The organism is Candidimonas humi (genome assembly GCF_019166065.1).
GTDB classification, from domain to species: Bacteria; Pseudomonadota; Gammaproteobacteria; order Burkholderiales; family Burkholderiaceae_B; genus Candidimonas; species Candidimonas humi.
On the sequence record NZ_JAHTBN010000015.1, the window covers coordinates 35,038 to 49,697 of the forward strand.

Genomic DNA, 14,660 nt, shown 5'->3' on the forward strand with positions numbered 1-14,660 from the left:
CGCGCTTCAGTCTTGTTCGAAGTCGTAGGAGGCGCCCAGGCTGGGCACGGTGGACTGCGGCAGCAGCTTCATGCGCACCGGCTTGCCGCCCCAGATTTCCTCGAGGTTGTAGTACTGGCGGATGGCTGGCTGCATGCAATGCACGACGATGTCGCCCAGGTCGACCAGCACCCATTCGCCGGCGTCTTCGCCTTCGCAGGCGACGATGGGGATCTTGAGTTCGCGCGCCTTGTCCAGCACGCTGCCGGCCAGCGCACGGGTCTGGCGGTTGGAGGTACCGCTGGCGATGACCACCCGGTCGAACAGGCTGGTGATGTGAGAAGTGTTGAATACCTTGATGTCTTGCGCCTTGACGTCCTCGAGGGCGTCCACGACGATGCGTTGAAGTTTTTGAATGTCCATGGACGGAACTATACCGTGAGTCAGGAAGTTTGAAACGAGCCGGTTCGATAGAGCCGGTGCTCGGCAATGTAGTGCGCCACCGCCGGGTCCAGCAGTCCTTGCGTGGACTGTCCCGCCGCCAGGCGGCGCCGTATGTCCGAGGCCGAGATGGCCATGGGCTCGAAGGGCAGCTCGACGATGGGCCGGCCCAGCACCTGCAGTACGTCGTTCAATTCCGGTGGAGCCAGGCTGTCGCTGCCGGGGCGCTGCGCCACGGCCAGGCGGACCCGCGCGACGATATCGGCCCAGCGGTGCCAGGAGCAGAAGTTGCGCAATTGGTCGCCGCCGAGGATCCAGTAGTATTCGGGGCCTTCGGGCAGGCCTTCGAGCGTGTCGATGGTGTAGGTCTTGCCGCCGCGTTCGATTTCCACCGGGTTGACATGCAGACGTGCCTGGCCGGCCACGGCCAGGCGCAGCATGTCCAGGCGCTGCTGCGCGCTGGCCGCCAGGGGAGGGCGCTGCCAGGGGTCGGCCGCCGGGATGAGCTGCAGTTCGTCCAGGCCAAGACACGCGCAGGCGGCCTGGGCCAGGGCTGTATGCGCCAGGTGGACGGGATCGAAACTGCCCCCCAGCAGGCCGATACGCCTCAGAGCCATTCGCGCGGCTTGAGGAAATCGTACAGCGCGGCTTCGGGGCTGCCCGGCTCGGGCGACCAGTCGTAGCGCCAGCTTGCCGTGGGCGGCATGGAGAGCAGGATGGATTCGGTGCGTCCGCCCGATTGCAGGCCGAACAAGGTGCCGCGGTCGAAGACCAGGTTGAATTCCACGTAGCGGCCGCGCCGGTAGGCCTGGAATTCACGCTCGCGCTCGCCGTAGGGCAGGGCGCGGCGCCGCTCCACGATGGGCATGTAGGCCTCGAGAAAGCAATCGCCCACCGAGCGCGCCAGCGCGAAACTGGTGTCGAAGTCGGGTTCGCTCAGGTCGTCGAAGAACAGCCCGCCCACGCCGCGCGTTTCGCCGCGATGCTTCAGGAAGAAATATTCGTCGCACCATTTCTTGTAGGCCGGGTACTTGTCGGCGCCGTAAGGCTGGACCGCCTCGCGGCAGACCTGGTGGAAATGGCGCGCGTCTTCCTCAAAAGGATAGTAGGGCGTCAGGTCGAGCCCGCCGCCGAACCAGAAGACGTCGCTAGCGCCGCTGTCGGGCGCCGCCGGGGCGACGAACAGCCGCACATTCATGTGGACGGTCGGCACGTAGGGGTTGCGCGGGTGCAGCACCATGGACACGCCCATCGCCTGCCAGGCGCGCCCGGCGAGTTCGCCACGATGGGCGCTGGCCGAAGGCGGCAGGGCGCTGCCCCGCACGTGGCTGAACAGTACGCCCGCCCGTTCGAACAGCGGGCCTCCCTCGAGCAGCCGCGACAGGCCGCCTCCGCCCTCGGTGCGGGTCCATTCGTCGGACCGGAACGGCGTGCCGTCCGCCTGTTCGAGCGCGGCCACGATGCGGGCCTGGAGATCCTGGAAGTAGGAGTGGGCGGACTGGACGGATACGGCCATGGGGCGTGGGGTTCCTTGTGGTTTGCGGGCGGCGCCTGCGTCAGGACGGGGCGGCGTCGCCGTGGGGCAGCGCGCGCCAGCCTATGTCGCCGCGATACTGGCGGCCTTCGAACTGGATTTTTTGCACCGTGGAATAGGCTGCAGCCTGGGCCCGCTTTACCGAGTCGCCCAGCGCGGTGACGCACAGCACGCGGCCGCCGGAAGTTTTCAGGGTGCCGTTGTCCATGCGGGTGCCGGCGTGGAACACCATGCATTCTTCGGTGTCCTCGGGCAGCGGCCCCAGCGCGTCGCCGGTGCGCGGCTCGGCGGGATAGTTGTGGGCCGCCAGCACCACGCCCAGCGCGGTGCGCCGGTCCCAGTCGATGTGCGCCTGGTCGAGCTTGCCGGCGACGGCCTTCTCGAACACGTCGAGCAGATCGTTCTTGATGCGCATCATGATGGGCTGGGTCTCGGGATCGCCCATGCGGCAATTGAATTCCAGCACCTTGAGCGGCCGGGTCGCATCGGGGCCGTCGCCTATCATCAGGCCCGCGTACAGGAAGCCGGTGTAGGGCTGGCCGTCCTTGGCCATGCCCTGCACGGCCGGCAGTATGACTTCGCGCATGATGCGGTTGTGCAGCGCGGGCGTGACGATGGGGGCGGGCGAATAAGCGCCCATGCCGCCGGTGTTCGGGCCCTGGTCGTGGTCTTTCAGGCGCTTGTGGTCCTGGCTGGTGGCCAGTGCCAGCACGTTGTTGCCGTCGCACATGACGATGAAGCTGGCTTCTTCGCCTTCCAGGCATTCTTCTATGACCACGCGGGCCCCGGCCTGCCCCAGCGAGCCGTCGCCCAGCATGGCGTCGATCGCCTGCTTGGCTTCTTCCTTGGTCGTGGCGACCACCACGCCCTTGCCGGCCGCCAGGCCGTCGGCCTTGACGACGATGGGCGCGCCCTGCTCGTCGACATAGGCCTTGGCCGCTTGCGGATCGGTGAAGGTGCGGTATGCGGCGGTGGGGATGCGGTGGCGCACCATGAAGTCTTTGGCGTAGTCCTTCGAGCTTTCGAGCTGGGCGGCGGCCTTGGTCGGCCCGAAGATCTTCAGGCCCTGGGCGCGGAAGGCGTCGACCACCCCGGCAGCCAGGGGCGCCTCGGGCCCGACCACGGTCAGCGCAACGCCTTCGCGGCGCGCGAAATCGATCAGTTCGTCTATCTGTGTCAGATCCACGTTCTGCAGCCGGCTGTTGCGGGCAGTGCCGCCGTTGCCCGGCGCCACATATACCTTGTGCACACGCGGAGACTGGGCCAGGCGCCAGGCCAGCGCGTGTTCGCGGCCGCCGCCGCCTATTACTAGAAGTTTCATGATGATGGAGTTTGGATACCGTTACTGTATGGCGAAGTCGGGAAACAAGGCTTGACGTGGATCAACCACCGGGCTCGCCGCTGCCGCTGGCAAGGGCGGGCGCGCTGCGCTAGACCGATTCGTCCAGGACCGCTGTGGTGTAGACCTCCTGGACGTCGTCCAGGCCTTCCAGGACGTCCAGCAGCTTCTGCATTTTGGCGGCGTCTTCGCCGACCAGTTCGGTTTCGTTCAGGGCCTTCATGATGACGCCCTGGACTTCGGGAGCCAGCCCGGCCGCCTCGAAGGCCGCCTTCACGGCGGAATAATCCGCGGGTTCGCAGACGACTTCGATCACGCCCTCGGCGTCGGACTGCACGTCTTCGGCCCCGGCCTCGAGCGCCGCTTCCATGACCTGCTCTTCGGAGGTGCCGGGTGCGAACAGGAATTGCCCGCAATGCTTGAACATGAACGCCACCGAGCCTTCCTGGCCCAGGTTGCCGCCGTTCTTGGACAGGGCGTGGCGCACTTCGGCCACGGTACGGATGCGGTTGTCGGTCATGCAGTCGACGAGCACGGCCGCGCCGCCCACGCCATAGCCTTCGTAGCGCACTTCTTCGTAGTTGGCCCCGTCGGCGCCGCCCGCGCCGCGCTGGATGGCGCGCTGGATGGTGTCTTTGGGCATGTTGGCGGCGGTGGCTTTGTCCCAGGCCAGGCGCAGGCGCGGATTGGCATCCGGGTCGGCGCCGCCGGCGCGCGCCGCCACTGTGATTTCCCGGATGATCTTAGTCCAGAGTTTGCCCCGTTTGGCGTCCTGGCGACCTTTGCGGTGCTGGATATTCGCCCATTTACTGTGTCCGGCCATGGAATGTCGTCGCGATGCTGATAAAAAAGGCAATTTTACCGCGAGCAGGCAGGCCGCGTACGCGGCGGCGGCCCCGGGGAACTACACTGGCGGGTCTGGGCCGCCCTTAGGCCCGCCGGCCTGGTGCCGATTCCGGGCGGGGGCGGCGGGGCTCGGGCCGCTTTGATCGGGCCGCCGTGTCGCGGCCGCAGAAGGAGAGAAAATGCTGCATCCCAATGTTGTTGTAAAAATCATACACAACCCTTGCTTGCGCGAGGCTGCTGCATGGAGGCGCCCGTGACCATGGACATCGTCATCGCCGGCAGCCCCGGCACGGACATGGGCGACTGGTGCGCGGCCTTCGCCGCCGCCATGCCGCAGGCGCGCTTCCATCCCTGGCGCGAGGACGGGCCTCCCCTGGGCGCGCGCTATGCCATCGTCTGGAAGCCTCCCGCGGCCCTGTTCGAGCGTGAGACGGGGCTGCGGGCCGTGTTCAACCTGGGGGCGGGCATCGACGCCTTGATGGGCATGCCGCAATTGCCGCCGCAGGTGGAGGTGCTGCGCCTGGAAGACGCCGGCATGGCCGTGCAGATGGTGGAATATGTCTTGTATGGCCTGTTGCGCGCGGCGCGCGGGTTCGACCGCTATGCGGCGCAACAGCGGGAAGCGCTTTGGGCGCCGCTGCCCGCGGTCGATCGCGCGAGCTGGCCGGTGGGCGTCATGGGCATAGGGGCGCTGGGCGCGCGTGTGGCACAGGCCGTCGCCGCCCTGGGCTATCCGGTGGCGGGCTGGGCCCGCGGCGCGCGCGAGCTGCCCGGCGTCGAGGTCTATGCGGGCGAGGCGCAGTTCCCCGGGTTCCTGGCGCGCAGCCGGGTGCTGGTCAATATGCTGCCCCTGACGCCGCAGACCCTGGGCATCCTGAATCGCGCCCATCTCGAGCGTCTGCGGCCGGGCGCTTATCTGATCAACGTGGCGCGCGGCGGCCACCTGGTCGAGGCGGACCTGCTGGCCTTGCTCGACGAGGGGCATATGGAGGGCGCCATGCTGGATGTCTTTCACGATGAGCCGCTGCCGCCGGGGCACCCGTTCTGGAGGCATCCGCGCGTGATCGTCACCCCGCATGTCGCGGCCGCGACGCTGCAGGCTGAGGCAGTGGCGCAGATCGCCGATAAAATACTCGCCATGGAAAGCGGCCGGCGCCCGGCCGCTGCGGTACGCGACCGCGGCTACTGAGGAAGCCGCGCCGGCACCGCTTCCGTCCGCGGGCCGCAGGGCCGGCCCGCCTCTTCAACCCGCGCAAGAGGAACGAGCGTGTCCAGGATACATAAAATCGCAGTGATCGCCGGCGACGGCATAGGCAAGGAAGTCATGCCCGAGGGCATCCGTGTGCTGGAGGCCGCGGCGCGGCGCTACGGCATCCGCTTCGAGTGGGACGAGCTGGACTGGAGTTGCGACTATTACGCCCGCCACGGCCGCATGATGCCGGCCGACTGGAAAGAGCGCATCGGCGGCCACGAGGCGATCTTCTTCGGCGCGATAGGCTGGCCGGAAGCCGTGCCCGACCATGTCGCCCTGTGGGAATCGCTGTTCAAGTTTCGCCGCGAATTCGACCAATACATCAATCTGCGCCCGGTGCGGCTGATGCCCGGCGTGACCTCGCCCCTGGCCGGGCGGCACCCCGGCGAGATCGATTTCTTCATCGTGCGCGAGAACACGGAAGGCGAATACTCCAACAGCGGCGGCCGCCTCTTCGAGGGCACCGAGCGCGAAGTGGTGATCCAGGAAAGCGTGTTCACCCGGGTCGGCGCCGACCGCGTCCTGAATTTCGCCTTCGAGCTGGCGCGCAAGCGCGGCAAGCACGTGACGGCAGCCACCAAGTCCAACGGCATCTCGATTTCCATGCCCTGGTGGGACGAGCGCGTGGCGGCCGCGGGCCAGCGTCATCCCGACGTGCGCTGGGACAAATACCACATCGACATCCTGTGCGCGCATTTCGTGCAGCATCCCGACTGGTTCGACGTGGTGGTGGCTTCCAATCTGTTCGGCGACATTTTGTCCGACCTGGGGCCGGCCTGCACCGGCACCATCGGCATTGCGCCCTCGGCCAATCTCAACCCGGAGCGCCGCTTCCCTTCGCTGTTCGAGCCGGTGCACGGTTCGGCGCCCGACATTGCCGGCCGCGGCGTGGCCAACCCCATAGGGCAGATCTGGAGCGGCGCCCTGATGCTGGACTTCCTGGGCTATCCCGAGGCCTCGCAAGGCGTCTTGCGGGCCATCGAGACGGTGCTGGAACACGGCCCGCGCACGGCCGACCTGAAGGGCAGCGCCAGCACCGTGGAAGTCGGCAAGGCGGTGGCCGAACAGGTCGAGCGCGCCTGACCCGCAGCGGTGGGTCGCGGCGGTGGGTGGGTGCGTCGCGGACTGCGGTTCTGTAGGCGCGGCCTAGAATGGGGTACCTCCTTCCGGTTCGATGACCCACTCACCTCCAGGAGGCACCCCATTCTCTCCGCTCGTTTCGTAGACGGTTGTGGGGCAGTGGGCCTTGGCCTTCGCCCGCTCCTCCGTGTCGCGGGTGCGAGCGGGCCGAGCCGCCGTGAAGAAAGAGTGTGCCGGCGCGACGGGCGTCCCGGTATTTACCGGCCTTGCGGCATTAAACTACGGTCGGAGCGATCAGCCCGACCTGCAGGCTCGTGGGTCGGTCTTTGTCCCATGCGCATCGGGCCGGCGCAAGTGCGCGGCCGGCGATATTCGTCGCTGTACCCAAAGAACCAATCAGTCAATCAGTTAGCCAGTCAATCACTCAAACATCCAGTCAAGGAGTCCATGTTGGAAATCCAATCAAAAGCCATACGCATCGAAGAACACGGCGGTCCCGAAGTGCTGCAACTGGTGACGGTGGCGGTGCCCGCACCGCAGAACAATGAGGTCACCATACGGCAGAAGGCGATAGGGCTGAATTTCATCGACACCTATTTCCGTACCGGCCTGTACAAGCAGCCGCTGCCGCACGGCCTGGGCTCCGAAGCGGCCGGCGTGGTCGAGGCGGTCGGCGCGGATGTGCGCCACCTGAAGGTCGGCGACCGGGTGGCGTACGGCCAGAGCCCCATCGGCGCCTACGCCGAAGTGCGCAACGTGCCCGCCCACCAAGTGGTCAAGATCCCGCGCGGCGTCAGCTTCGAAGAAGCCGCAGCGCTGATGCTGAAAGGGCTTACGGTCCAGTACCTGTTCCGCCAGACCTATCGCCTGCAAGGCAACGAGACGATCCTGTTCCATGCCGCCGCCGGCGGTGTGGGCCTGATCGCCTGCCAGTGGGCCAGGGCGCTGGGCGTCAAGCTGATCGGCACGGCCTCCAGCCCGGAAAAGGCGGCGCTGGCCAAGGAAAACGGCGCCTGGGAAGTCATCGACTACTCGCGCGAAAACGTGGTCGAGCGCGTGCTGGAACTGACCGGCGGCAAGAAGGTGCCGGTGGTCTATGACGGCGTGGGCAAGGACACCTGGCTCGCCTCGCTGGACTGCCTGCAGCCGCGCGGCCTGATGGTCAGCTTCGGCAATGCCTCGGGCCCCGTAGACGGCGTGAATCTCGGCATCCTGGCGGCCAAGGGTTCGCTGTACGTGACGCGCCCCACGCTGGGCACCCACGTGACGACATACGCCAAGCTCAAGGCTGCCGCCGACGAGCTCTTCGGCCTGGTCGCCAAGAAGCAGATCCAGGTGCGCATCGGCCAGCGCTTTTCCCTGGCCGACGCCGGCGCTGCGCACGTCGCGCTGACCGGCCGCAAGACCACCGGCGCCACGGTGTTCACGCTGGACTGATCGGGCAGAGGCCCGAGCCGGGGTCTGCCCCGGCCCGGGGCGCAAGCTTGGCCGGGCCGTTCCTGACGCCCCGGCTCCCGCCGGTCGCCACGGCTGCTTCCTGTCGCTTTTCCTTCGCGTTCCCGGGACCGCGGCCGGCCCCGGCATAGCCCGGGGACTGGCCTTGCTTCAGGCCTGTTCGGCGTGATAGCGCTGTACGCGCTCGACTTCGGCGCGCGAGCCCAGGACCACGCCTACGCGCTGGTGCAGCGCCTCGGGCTGGATGTCGAGTATGCGCCGCGAGCCGTCGGTGGCGGCGCCGCCGGCCTGCTCGACGATGAAGCTCATGGGGTTGGCTTCATACATGATGCGCAGCTTGCCGGCGCGCCCGGAAGGGCGTGCATCGCGCGGATACATGAAGATGCCGCCGCGGCTCAGGATGCGGTGCACATCGGCCACCATCGAGGCGATCCAGCGCATGTTGTAGTCCTTGCCGAGCGGGCCCGACTTGCCGGCCAGGCACTCGTCGATATAGCGCCTGACCGGGGCTTCCCAGTGGCGCATATTGGACATATTGATGGCGAACTCGCTGGTCTGCTCGGGGATGGTGATGTTGTCGTGGGTGAGCACCCATGAGCCCATTTCGCGGTCCAGCGTGAAGCCGACCACGCCCGCGCCCACCGTCAGCACCAGCATGCTTTGCGGGCCGTAGACGGCATAGCCGGCTGCGACCTGTTCTTTGCCGGCCTGCAGGAAATCCTTTTCGTCCACATCGCGGCCCGAGGCGTGATGCGGCGCGCGCAGCACCGAGAAAATCGTGCCTATCGACACATTGACGTCGATGTTCGAAGAGCCGTCCAGCGGATCGAACAACAGCAGGTATTCGCCCTTGGGGTAGCGGTTGGGGATGTGGTAGATGGTTTCCATCTCTTCGGAGGCCATGGCTGCCAGGTGGCCGCCCCATTCGTTGGCCTCGAGCAGGATTTCGTTGGACAGTACGTCCAGCTTCTTCTGCACTTCGCCTTGCACGTTTTCGGTGCCCAGGCTGCCCAGGACGCCGCCCAGGGCCCCCTTGCCCACGGCGTGCCCGATGGCCTTGCAGGCCCGCGCCACGGTTTCGATGAGCAGCCGCACTTCGGCCGACACGGCCTGTTTCTTGCGCTGCTGCTCGACGAGATATTGAGTAAGGGTAGTCTTGCGTTTCAAGTGTGGCTCCCGGTCAGATCTTCAATGCTTTGCTGATGATTTCGGATACGTTGCGCGACAGCGGGCTGTGCGACTGTATGGTTTCCAGCGCCTGGCGGATGGCGTCGCGGTTGGCCGGCACGTAGCGCGCCCAGTTGTCGAAAGCGCGCGCCAGCCGGGCGGCGATTTCGGGGTTGATGCGGTCCAGCGCCACCACCTGTTCGGCCCAGAACTGGTAGCCTTCGGGCGTGTGGGCGCCTTGCAGGTTGTTGATGCAGAACTGGAATATCAGCGAGCGGGCGCGGTTCGGGTTGCGCAGGGTGAACGCCGGATGCAGCATCAGGGCGCGCACCGTCTCGACGGTGGTGGTGGGCGCCGTGGCCTGCAGCGTGAACCAGCGGTCCACCACCAGCGGGTCCTGCTGCCATTGCTCGTAGAAGTGGCCCAGCGCCTGCGCGGCGGCCGGCGTATCGGAAAAATTGACCAGGGCCGACAGGCCGCCCATGCGGTCGGTCATGTTGGCGGCTTCGTAGTACTGGTCCAGCGCCAGTTTGGGGGCCTGCGTGTGGGCGCCGGCCATCAGGTAGCTGAGCGCCAAGTTCTTCAGTGCGCGGCGCCCGGACTGCAAGGCGTCGGGGCGGTATTCCTGCCGCTCGGCCTTGCACGCCTGGTAGACGCGCAGCCACGACTCGCCCAGTTCCACGCCCAGCACGCTGCGCAGCTCGGCGCGCGCGCGCGCCACGGCTTGCGGATCCATGGGCGAGGTGCGCTCGAGCAGGATTTTTTCCGCCGGCAGCGTCAAGGCCCGCGCCTGGTAGGCGGGGGTCAGGGTCCGGTCTTCGAGCAGTGTCCGCCAGACATGCACGAAGCCCGGATCGACCTGCGGCTGCTGCCCTGACTGGATCGCGCCTACCAGGGCCAACAACTGGCGCATGGCCAGCTCCTGGCCGGCTTCCCAGCGGGCGTAGGGGTCGGTATCGTGCCCCGCCAATAGCGCCAGTTCGGTGTCGCTATAGGGATATTCGACGATCACCGGCGCCGAGAAATTGCGCAGCAGCGACGGAACCGGGCGTTCCGGCACGCCGTCGAAGCTCCAGCTCTGGCGTTCGGCAACGAGTTCGAGTAGCACCGTGTCGCGCGTCTGGCCATCATGCGCCAGGGGCAGCGCCCGCCCGTCCTGGCCCAGCAGGCCGATGGCGAACGGGATGTGCAGCGGCGGCTTGGGCGCCGGCGGCGTCTGGAGTTTCTCGATGCCGGCCGGCTCGCAGTGCTGGCTCAGGGTGAGGGTGCAGCGGCCCTGCGCCTGGTCGTATTCCATCTCGACCCGGACGCGCGGCGTGCCTGCCTGCGAATACCAGCGGCGGAATACTTCGAAGTCCTTGCCGGGGTGCTGGCGCGTGTATACCGATTCCATGGCGGCGACGAAATCATCGCAGGTGACCGCCGAGCCGTCGTGGCGGTGGAAGTATTCCGCGAGCCCGGCGCGAAAACCTGCTTCGCCCAGCAGCGTGTGCTGCATGCGTATGACCTCGGCGCCTTTCTCGTATACGGTGGCGGTGTAGAAGTTGCCGATTTCCTGGTAGCTTTCCGGGCGTATCGGATGCGCCATCGGGCCGGCGTCCTCGGGAAACTGGGCGATGCGCAGGGTCGTGACATCGTCGATACGCTTGACGGCGCGCGCGCTGCGAGCTTCGGCCTCGGGCAGGTCGGCGGCCAGCATGTCGGCCGAGAATTCCTGGTCGCGGAATACCGTCAGGCCCTCTTTGAGCGACAACTGGAACCAGTCGCGGCAGGTCACCCTGTTGCCGGTCCAGTTGTGGAAGTATTCATGCCCGATCACGGCTTCGATGGCGCGGAAGCTGGCGTCGGTGGCGCTTTCCGGGTCGGCCAGCACATAGGCCGAATTGAAGATGTTCAGGCCCTTGTTTTCCATGGCGCCCATGTTGAAGTCGCGCGCGGCCACGACCATGAAGCGGTCCAGGTCGAGTTCCAGGCCGAAGCGTTGTTCGTCCCAGCGCACGGCACGGGCCAGCGATTCCAGCGCCCATTCGGTCTTGTCGCGAGAGTCGGGGTCGCTATAGACCTGCAGCAGGGCCTGGCGGCCGCTGCGGGTGCGGATCTGCTGTTCGCGGCAGGCGAAGCCGCCGGCCACCAGGGCGAACAGATAGCAGGGCTTGGGGTGCGGGTCTTCCCATACGGCTTCGTGGCGGCCGGCGTCCAGGTCTTTGCCGTGCAGCAGATTGCCGTTGGAGAGCAATAATGGGTAGCGGCTCTTGTCGGCGCGCAGCGTGACGCGGTAGCGCGACATGACGTCCGGGCGGTCGGGAAACCAGGTAATGCGCCGGAAGCCTTCCGCTTCGCATTGCGTGAACAGGCTGTCGCCCGACACATAAAGCCCCATGAGCGTGGAGTTTTCGGCCGGCTTGCAGACGCTGGTGATCTCGACCACGAACGCCGCCGAGCCCGGAAACAGGCGCAGGGTCTCGCTGCCCAGCTCGTATTGGTCGGCGTTCAGGACCTGGCCGTCGATGGAGACGGATACCAATTCGAGCTCGGAGCCGTCCAGCACCAGCGCCTGCTCGGGCGCGTCGGGCTTGCGCTGGAAATGCAGCCGGGAGCGGACCGTGGTTGCCGCGGCATCCAGATCGAACTCCAGTTCGACATTGGGCAGCAGATAGGGGTAGGGCTGATAGTCGAGCCGGGAAATTGTGACGGGGGTATCGGATCGCATGCTGGAATCTGGCTATGGCAATAAGCTATGGGAAATGGCCGGCACGGGATCGCCGTGCCGGGCGGCCCGCCTCGCGGCTGGAAGGGTTCCGGGCGCGCAAGGCCATATGTCTGATATTGCTGCTATTGTAGTGGCAGCCGCCTCGCGGCCATGCAACCTTTTCCGTCCGCGGATTGTCTCAAGATTGCAGGGCTCGTGTCCGCGGGCCAGGCGCGGGCGGGCGTCCGATCCCTCGGGCATGGCGAGGCCGGAGCCGGCAATGGCCGTGTCGGGCCGCCCCGGGGGCGCGCCGCCGGCGGGGTTGTCCGAGAGCAGAGAGGTAACGATATGTTGAATTTACTGGAATCCATCGCAGCCCTGAAAACAACGGGCCGTCGCGCGGTCCTGGTGCTGGGTGCGCTGCTGCTCAGCGGTTGCGTGTCCACGATTCCCGCGCGCGTCACGTCCTATCAGCGCTGGCCCGGAAATGTCCAGGGCCAGACCTATCGCATCGTTCCCGATGCGGCGCAAAGAAATAACCTGCAATACGAATCGTTCGCCGATATGCTGCGCGCCGCCATAGGGCCCACTGGCCTGGTGGAAGCGCATGGCAGCCGCGCCCGCTTCGATGTGGGCTTCACATATTCGAGTGCGCCGGTGCAGGCCTGGGTGCAGCGCGTTGCGCCTGCTCCTTATTATTATGCGCCGGGCTGGGGCGGCTATTATGGGCCCTGGGGCCCCGGCTATTATGGCGGGCCTGCGGTGGTCAATGTCCCGGTGCCGGCATTCCGCAATACGCTGACCGTTACCATCAAGGACGCGGACAATCACGGCGCCGAGGTCTATCGCAGCAGCGCCGTCAGCGTAAGCGGCGGAAACGACCTGCAGATGCTCATGCCTTATTTGGCGCGCGCGGTATTCGACGGCTTTCCCGGCAATAATGGAGAAGTGCGCGATATCAATTACCCGATGGGCGACTACTGAGGCGCGTTGATTGGCCTTGCGCGCCCCGCGCGGCGCGCAAGAAAGCCGTTAAAAAGAACAGCCGCCGCCCGCAAGGGGCGGCGGCTGTCTCGTAGCAAGCCCGAGCCGGGGACGGCCCGGCTTATTCGACCAGGAATTCGTCGCGCTTGCGGCCTTCGGCCTCGGCGGCGAGTATCCAGCGGGGCGACTTTCCGCGGCCGGTCCAGGTCTCGCCCGTATCGGGATGGCGATACTTGATTTGCACGGCTTTCTTGGCGGCGGGCTTGGCGCCAGCCTTGGCCCCGGCTCGACCGGATTTGGCGGGTTTCTTGCGACCGTATGCGTCGGCGATTTCCTGCGGCGAGATTTCATATTCGTGCATGGAGCGGATAATCGACTCGATTACCGGAGTGCGCCGCTTTAAATGCAGATCGTGAGCTTTTTTCTGTAGCTTCTGGATTTCTTTTTCGATTTTCGTTTTGAGGGTGGAGTATGAGTCGCGAGGCATTCTGTATTCCTGTGCGAAGAATCAGTTGATGTCGGTGAAAAAAACGGGCCCTGGTCTTGCTGCCCCTGGCGGCGCCTTGCTGCGCAGCCCCGCATGGATATATTCGGAAAATACCATGCCGGGGTATGCGCGCGGCTTGTGCCGGGAATCACCGGAACCACTGGGGCAGTATCGTCGGGCTCGAAAATTGATAATGAATTCATGTGCATGCAGATTTGCATTGCACCGAATTCTTATTTACGCCGTAAATGTTAGCATTAACTGATCGATTTTCCGATATTCCGGCGGGATTATTTTTGATTACATAATTCGCATAAACGTGTCCAAACGCGTATCCAGACTGCGGCCTCGGTGCGGCTCGGGCAGCGATATTCGGTTTCTGCCCGGGCCGGCATGCCTCGGCGGGAAATCGCGAAAAATCGGAAAGCGCGGCGTCTTGCGGCCGGCACATGCTTGTAAACTCTCGGTGTCGACCCCATATACGAATACATGACAGGGCCGCGCGGCGACTGGCCGAATCCAGCTTACTCCGAACCCAGCTTTCATTAACTTGAGAACGATATGACGACGATCAAACCCGAGTTTCGCGTGGCGGCCGTGCAAACCGTATCCGCCGCCGACTGGCCGAGCAACCGCGACCAGGCTGCCGGCCTGATCGAGCGTGCGGCGGGCGAGGGCGCGGAACTGATCGCCTTGCCCGAATATTTCTGCCTGATGGGGCGCCGCGACACCGACAAGGTGCATATAAAAGAGCAGCCCGGGCAAGGGCCGATCCAGGATTTCCTGCGGCAGCAGGCCGAGCGCCACCGCGTCTGGCTGGTGGGCGGCACACTGCCGCTCGCCAGCCCCGACGAAGATCGCATCTACAACACCAGCCTGGTGTATGGCCCGGATGGCGAATGCGTCGCGCGCTACGACAAGATCCATTTGTTCGGTTTTCGCAAGGGCGCCGAATCGTATGACGAATCGGTGTCCATCCGGCCCGGCTCCAATGCGCCGCAGTCTTTCGACACCCCTTGCGGCAAGGTGGGGCTGTCGATCTGCTACGACTTGCGTTTCCCCGAGCTGTACCGGGCCATGGGCGAGCTCAGCCTTATCCTGGTGCCGGCGGCCTTTACCTACACGACCGGTTCGGCCCACTGGGAAATCCTGCTCAAGGCCAGGGCGATAGAAAACCAATGTTATGTGCTGGCCGCGGCCCAGGGCGGCAAGCATGAAAATGGCCGGCGTACCTGGGGTCATTCTGTTCTAATAGACCCGTGGGGCGAAGTTCTTGCCGACTGCCCCGAAGGCCCGGGCGTGGCCGCGGGCGTCATAGACCAGCAGCGCCTGGCCGACGTGCGCGCCTCGCTGCCCGCCCTGAAACACCGCACCATGTGAAATATGGCAAAACCTGCAAGCCGTCGC

General features: G+C 65.8%; 13 protein-coding genes. 5 read left to right on the forward strand and 8 right to left on the reverse strand.

Annotated elements, in window-relative coordinates:
* Positions 1 to 6: 6 nt before the first annotated feature.
* The 5 genes from rsfS to KVP10_RS19995 form a co-directional block, all read right to left on the reverse strand.
* A complete protein-coding gene (rsfS, locus tag KVP10_RS19975; RefSeq protein ID WP_217966515.1) occupies positions 7 to 402 on the reverse strand; it encodes a ribosome silencing factor in 396 nt (131 codons plus the stop codon).
* A gap of 20 nt (positions 403 to 422) precedes the next feature.
* Positions 423 to 1,037 (reverse strand): nicotinate (nicotinamide) nucleotide adenylyltransferase, encoded by a 615-nt coding sequence (gene nadD / locus KVP10_RS19980; protein WP_217966516.1) that lies wholly within the window; start codon positions 1,035 to 1,037, stop codon positions 423 to 425.
* Positions 1,028 to 1,936 carry an oxygen-dependent coproporphyrinogen oxidase gene (hemF, locus tag KVP10_RS19985; RefSeq protein WP_217966517.1) on the reverse strand — a complete coding sequence of 303 codons (909 nt, stop codon included), beginning with the start codon at positions 1,934 to 1,936 and terminating at the stop codon, positions 1,028 to 1,030. Before hemF ends, nadD begins: the two co-directional genes overlap by 10 nt.
* 40 nt (positions 1,937 to 1,976) lie before the next feature.
* The gene (gene purD / locus KVP10_RS19990; RefSeq protein WP_217966518.1) at positions 1,977 to 3,275 is read right to left on the reverse strand and encodes a phosphoribosylamine--glycine ligase; all 1,299 of its coding nucleotides are present in this window, start codon (positions 3,273 to 3,275) and stop codon (positions 1,977 to 1,979) included.
* A 109-nt stretch (positions 3,276 to 3,384) separates the two neighbouring features.
* Complete coding sequence (locus KVP10_RS19995; RefSeq protein WP_217966519.1) at positions 3,385 to 4,116, reverse strand: YebC/PmpR family DNA-binding transcriptional regulator; 732 nt, start codon at positions 4,114 to 4,116, stop codon at positions 3,385 to 3,387.
* Positions 4,117 to 4,398: 282 nt separating this feature from the next.
* On the opposite strand from KVP10_RS19995, the gene KVP10_RS20000 reads away from it, so the two are divergent.
* The 3 genes from KVP10_RS20000 (at position 4,399) to KVP10_RS20010 (ending at position 7,908) form a co-directional block, all read left to right on the forward strand.
* Complete coding sequence (locus KVP10_RS20000) at positions 4,399 to 5,328, forward strand: 2-hydroxyacid dehydrogenase (RefSeq protein ID WP_217966546.1); 930 nt, start codon at positions 4,399 to 4,401, stop codon at positions 5,326 to 5,328.
* 78 nt (positions 5,329 to 5,406) lie between these two features.
* Complete coding sequence (locus tag KVP10_RS20005) at positions 5,407 to 6,474, forward strand: tartrate dehydrogenase (protein ID WP_217966520.1); 1,068 nt, start codon at positions 5,407 to 5,409, stop codon at positions 6,472 to 6,474.
* 444 nt (positions 6,475 to 6,918) lie between these two features.
* Entirely contained in the window at positions 6,919 to 7,908 is a 990-nt protein-coding gene (locus KVP10_RS20010) for a quinone oxidoreductase family protein (RefSeq protein ID WP_217966521.1), read from the forward strand.
* 168 nt (positions 7,909 to 8,076) lie between these two features.
* Here KVP10_RS20010 and KVP10_RS20015 read toward each other — a convergent pair whose 3' ends face one another.
* Together KVP10_RS20015 and pepN are read right to left on the reverse strand one after the other, a co-directional pair.
* Positions 8,077 to 9,093 (reverse strand): class 1 fructose-bisphosphatase, encoded by a 1,017-nt coding sequence (locus KVP10_RS20015; RefSeq protein ID WP_217966522.1) that lies wholly within the window; start codon positions 9,091 to 9,093, stop codon positions 8,077 to 8,079.
* Positions 9,094 to 9,106: 13 nt separating this feature from the next.
* On the reverse strand, positions 9,107 to 11,803 hold the full coding sequence (gene pepN, locus KVP10_RS20020; RefSeq protein ID WP_217966523.1) for an aminopeptidase N: 2,697 nt from the start codon (positions 11,801 to 11,803) through the stop codon (positions 9,107 to 9,109).
* Between the two features lie 327 nt (positions 11,804 to 12,130).
* Between pepN and KVP10_RS20025 the strand changes: the two genes are divergently transcribed.
* Entirely contained in the window at positions 12,131 to 12,766 is a 636-nt protein-coding gene (locus KVP10_RS20025) for a DUF4136 domain-containing protein (protein ID WP_217966524.1), read from the forward strand.
* 121 nt (positions 12,767 to 12,887) lie between these two features.
* Here KVP10_RS20025 and KVP10_RS20030 read toward each other — a convergent pair whose 3' ends face one another.
* On the reverse strand, positions 12,888 to 13,253 hold the full coding sequence (locus tag KVP10_RS20030) for an H-NS histone family protein (RefSeq protein WP_217966525.1): 366 nt from the start codon (positions 13,251 to 13,253) through the stop codon (positions 12,888 to 12,890).
* Positions 13,254 to 13,814: 561 nt separating this feature from the next.
* Between KVP10_RS20030 and KVP10_RS20035 the strand changes: the two genes are divergently transcribed.
* Positions 13,815 to 14,633 (forward strand): carbon-nitrogen hydrolase family protein, encoded by an 819-nt coding sequence (locus KVP10_RS20035; RefSeq protein ID WP_217966526.1) that lies wholly within the window; start codon positions 13,815 to 13,817, stop codon positions 14,631 to 14,633.
* Positions 14,634 to 14,660: the final 27 nt, after the last annotated feature.

Bases quoted from the DNA above. Each gene is read 5' to 3' on its own strand.
- rsfS (WP_217966515.1), bottom strand. From the start codon at position 402: ATGGACATTCAAAAACTTCAACGCATCGTCGTGGACGCCCTCGAGGAC.
- nadD (WP_217966516.1), bottom strand. From the start codon at position 1,037: ATGGCTCTGAGGCGTATCGGCCTGCTGGGGGGCAGTTTCGATCCCGTC.
- hemF (WP_217966517.1), bottom strand. From the start codon at position 1,936: ATGGCCGTATCCGTCCAGTCCGCCCACTCCTACTTCCAGGATCTCCAG.
- purD (WP_217966518.1), bottom strand. From the start codon at position 3,275: ATGAAACTTCTAGTAATAGGCGGCGGCGGCCGCGAACACGCGCTGGCC.
- KVP10_RS19995 (WP_217966519.1), bottom strand. From the start codon at position 4,116: ATGGCCGGACACAGTAAATGGGCGAATATCCAGCACCGCAAAGGTCGC.
- KVP10_RS20000 (WP_217966546.1), top strand. From the start codon at position 4,399: ATGGACATCGTCATCGCCGGCAGCCCCGGCACGGACATGGGCGACTGG.
- KVP10_RS20010 (WP_217966521.1), top strand. From the start codon at position 6,919: ATGTTGGAAATCCAATCAAAAGCCATACGCATCGAAGAACACGGCGGT.
- pepN (WP_217966523.1), bottom strand. From the start codon at position 11,803: ATGCGATCCGATACCCCCGTCACAATTTCCCGGCTCGACTATCAGCCC.
- KVP10_RS20025 (WP_217966524.1), top strand. From the start codon at position 12,131: ATGTTGAATTTACTGGAATCCATCGCAGCCCTGAAAACAACGGGCCGT.
- KVP10_RS20030 (WP_217966525.1), bottom strand. From the start codon at position 13,253: ATGCCTCGCGACTCATACTCCACCCTCAAAACGAAAATCGAAAAAGAA.
- KVP10_RS20035 (WP_217966526.1), top strand. From the start codon at position 13,815: ATGACGACGATCAAACCCGAGTTTCGCGTGGCGGCCGTGCAAACCGTA.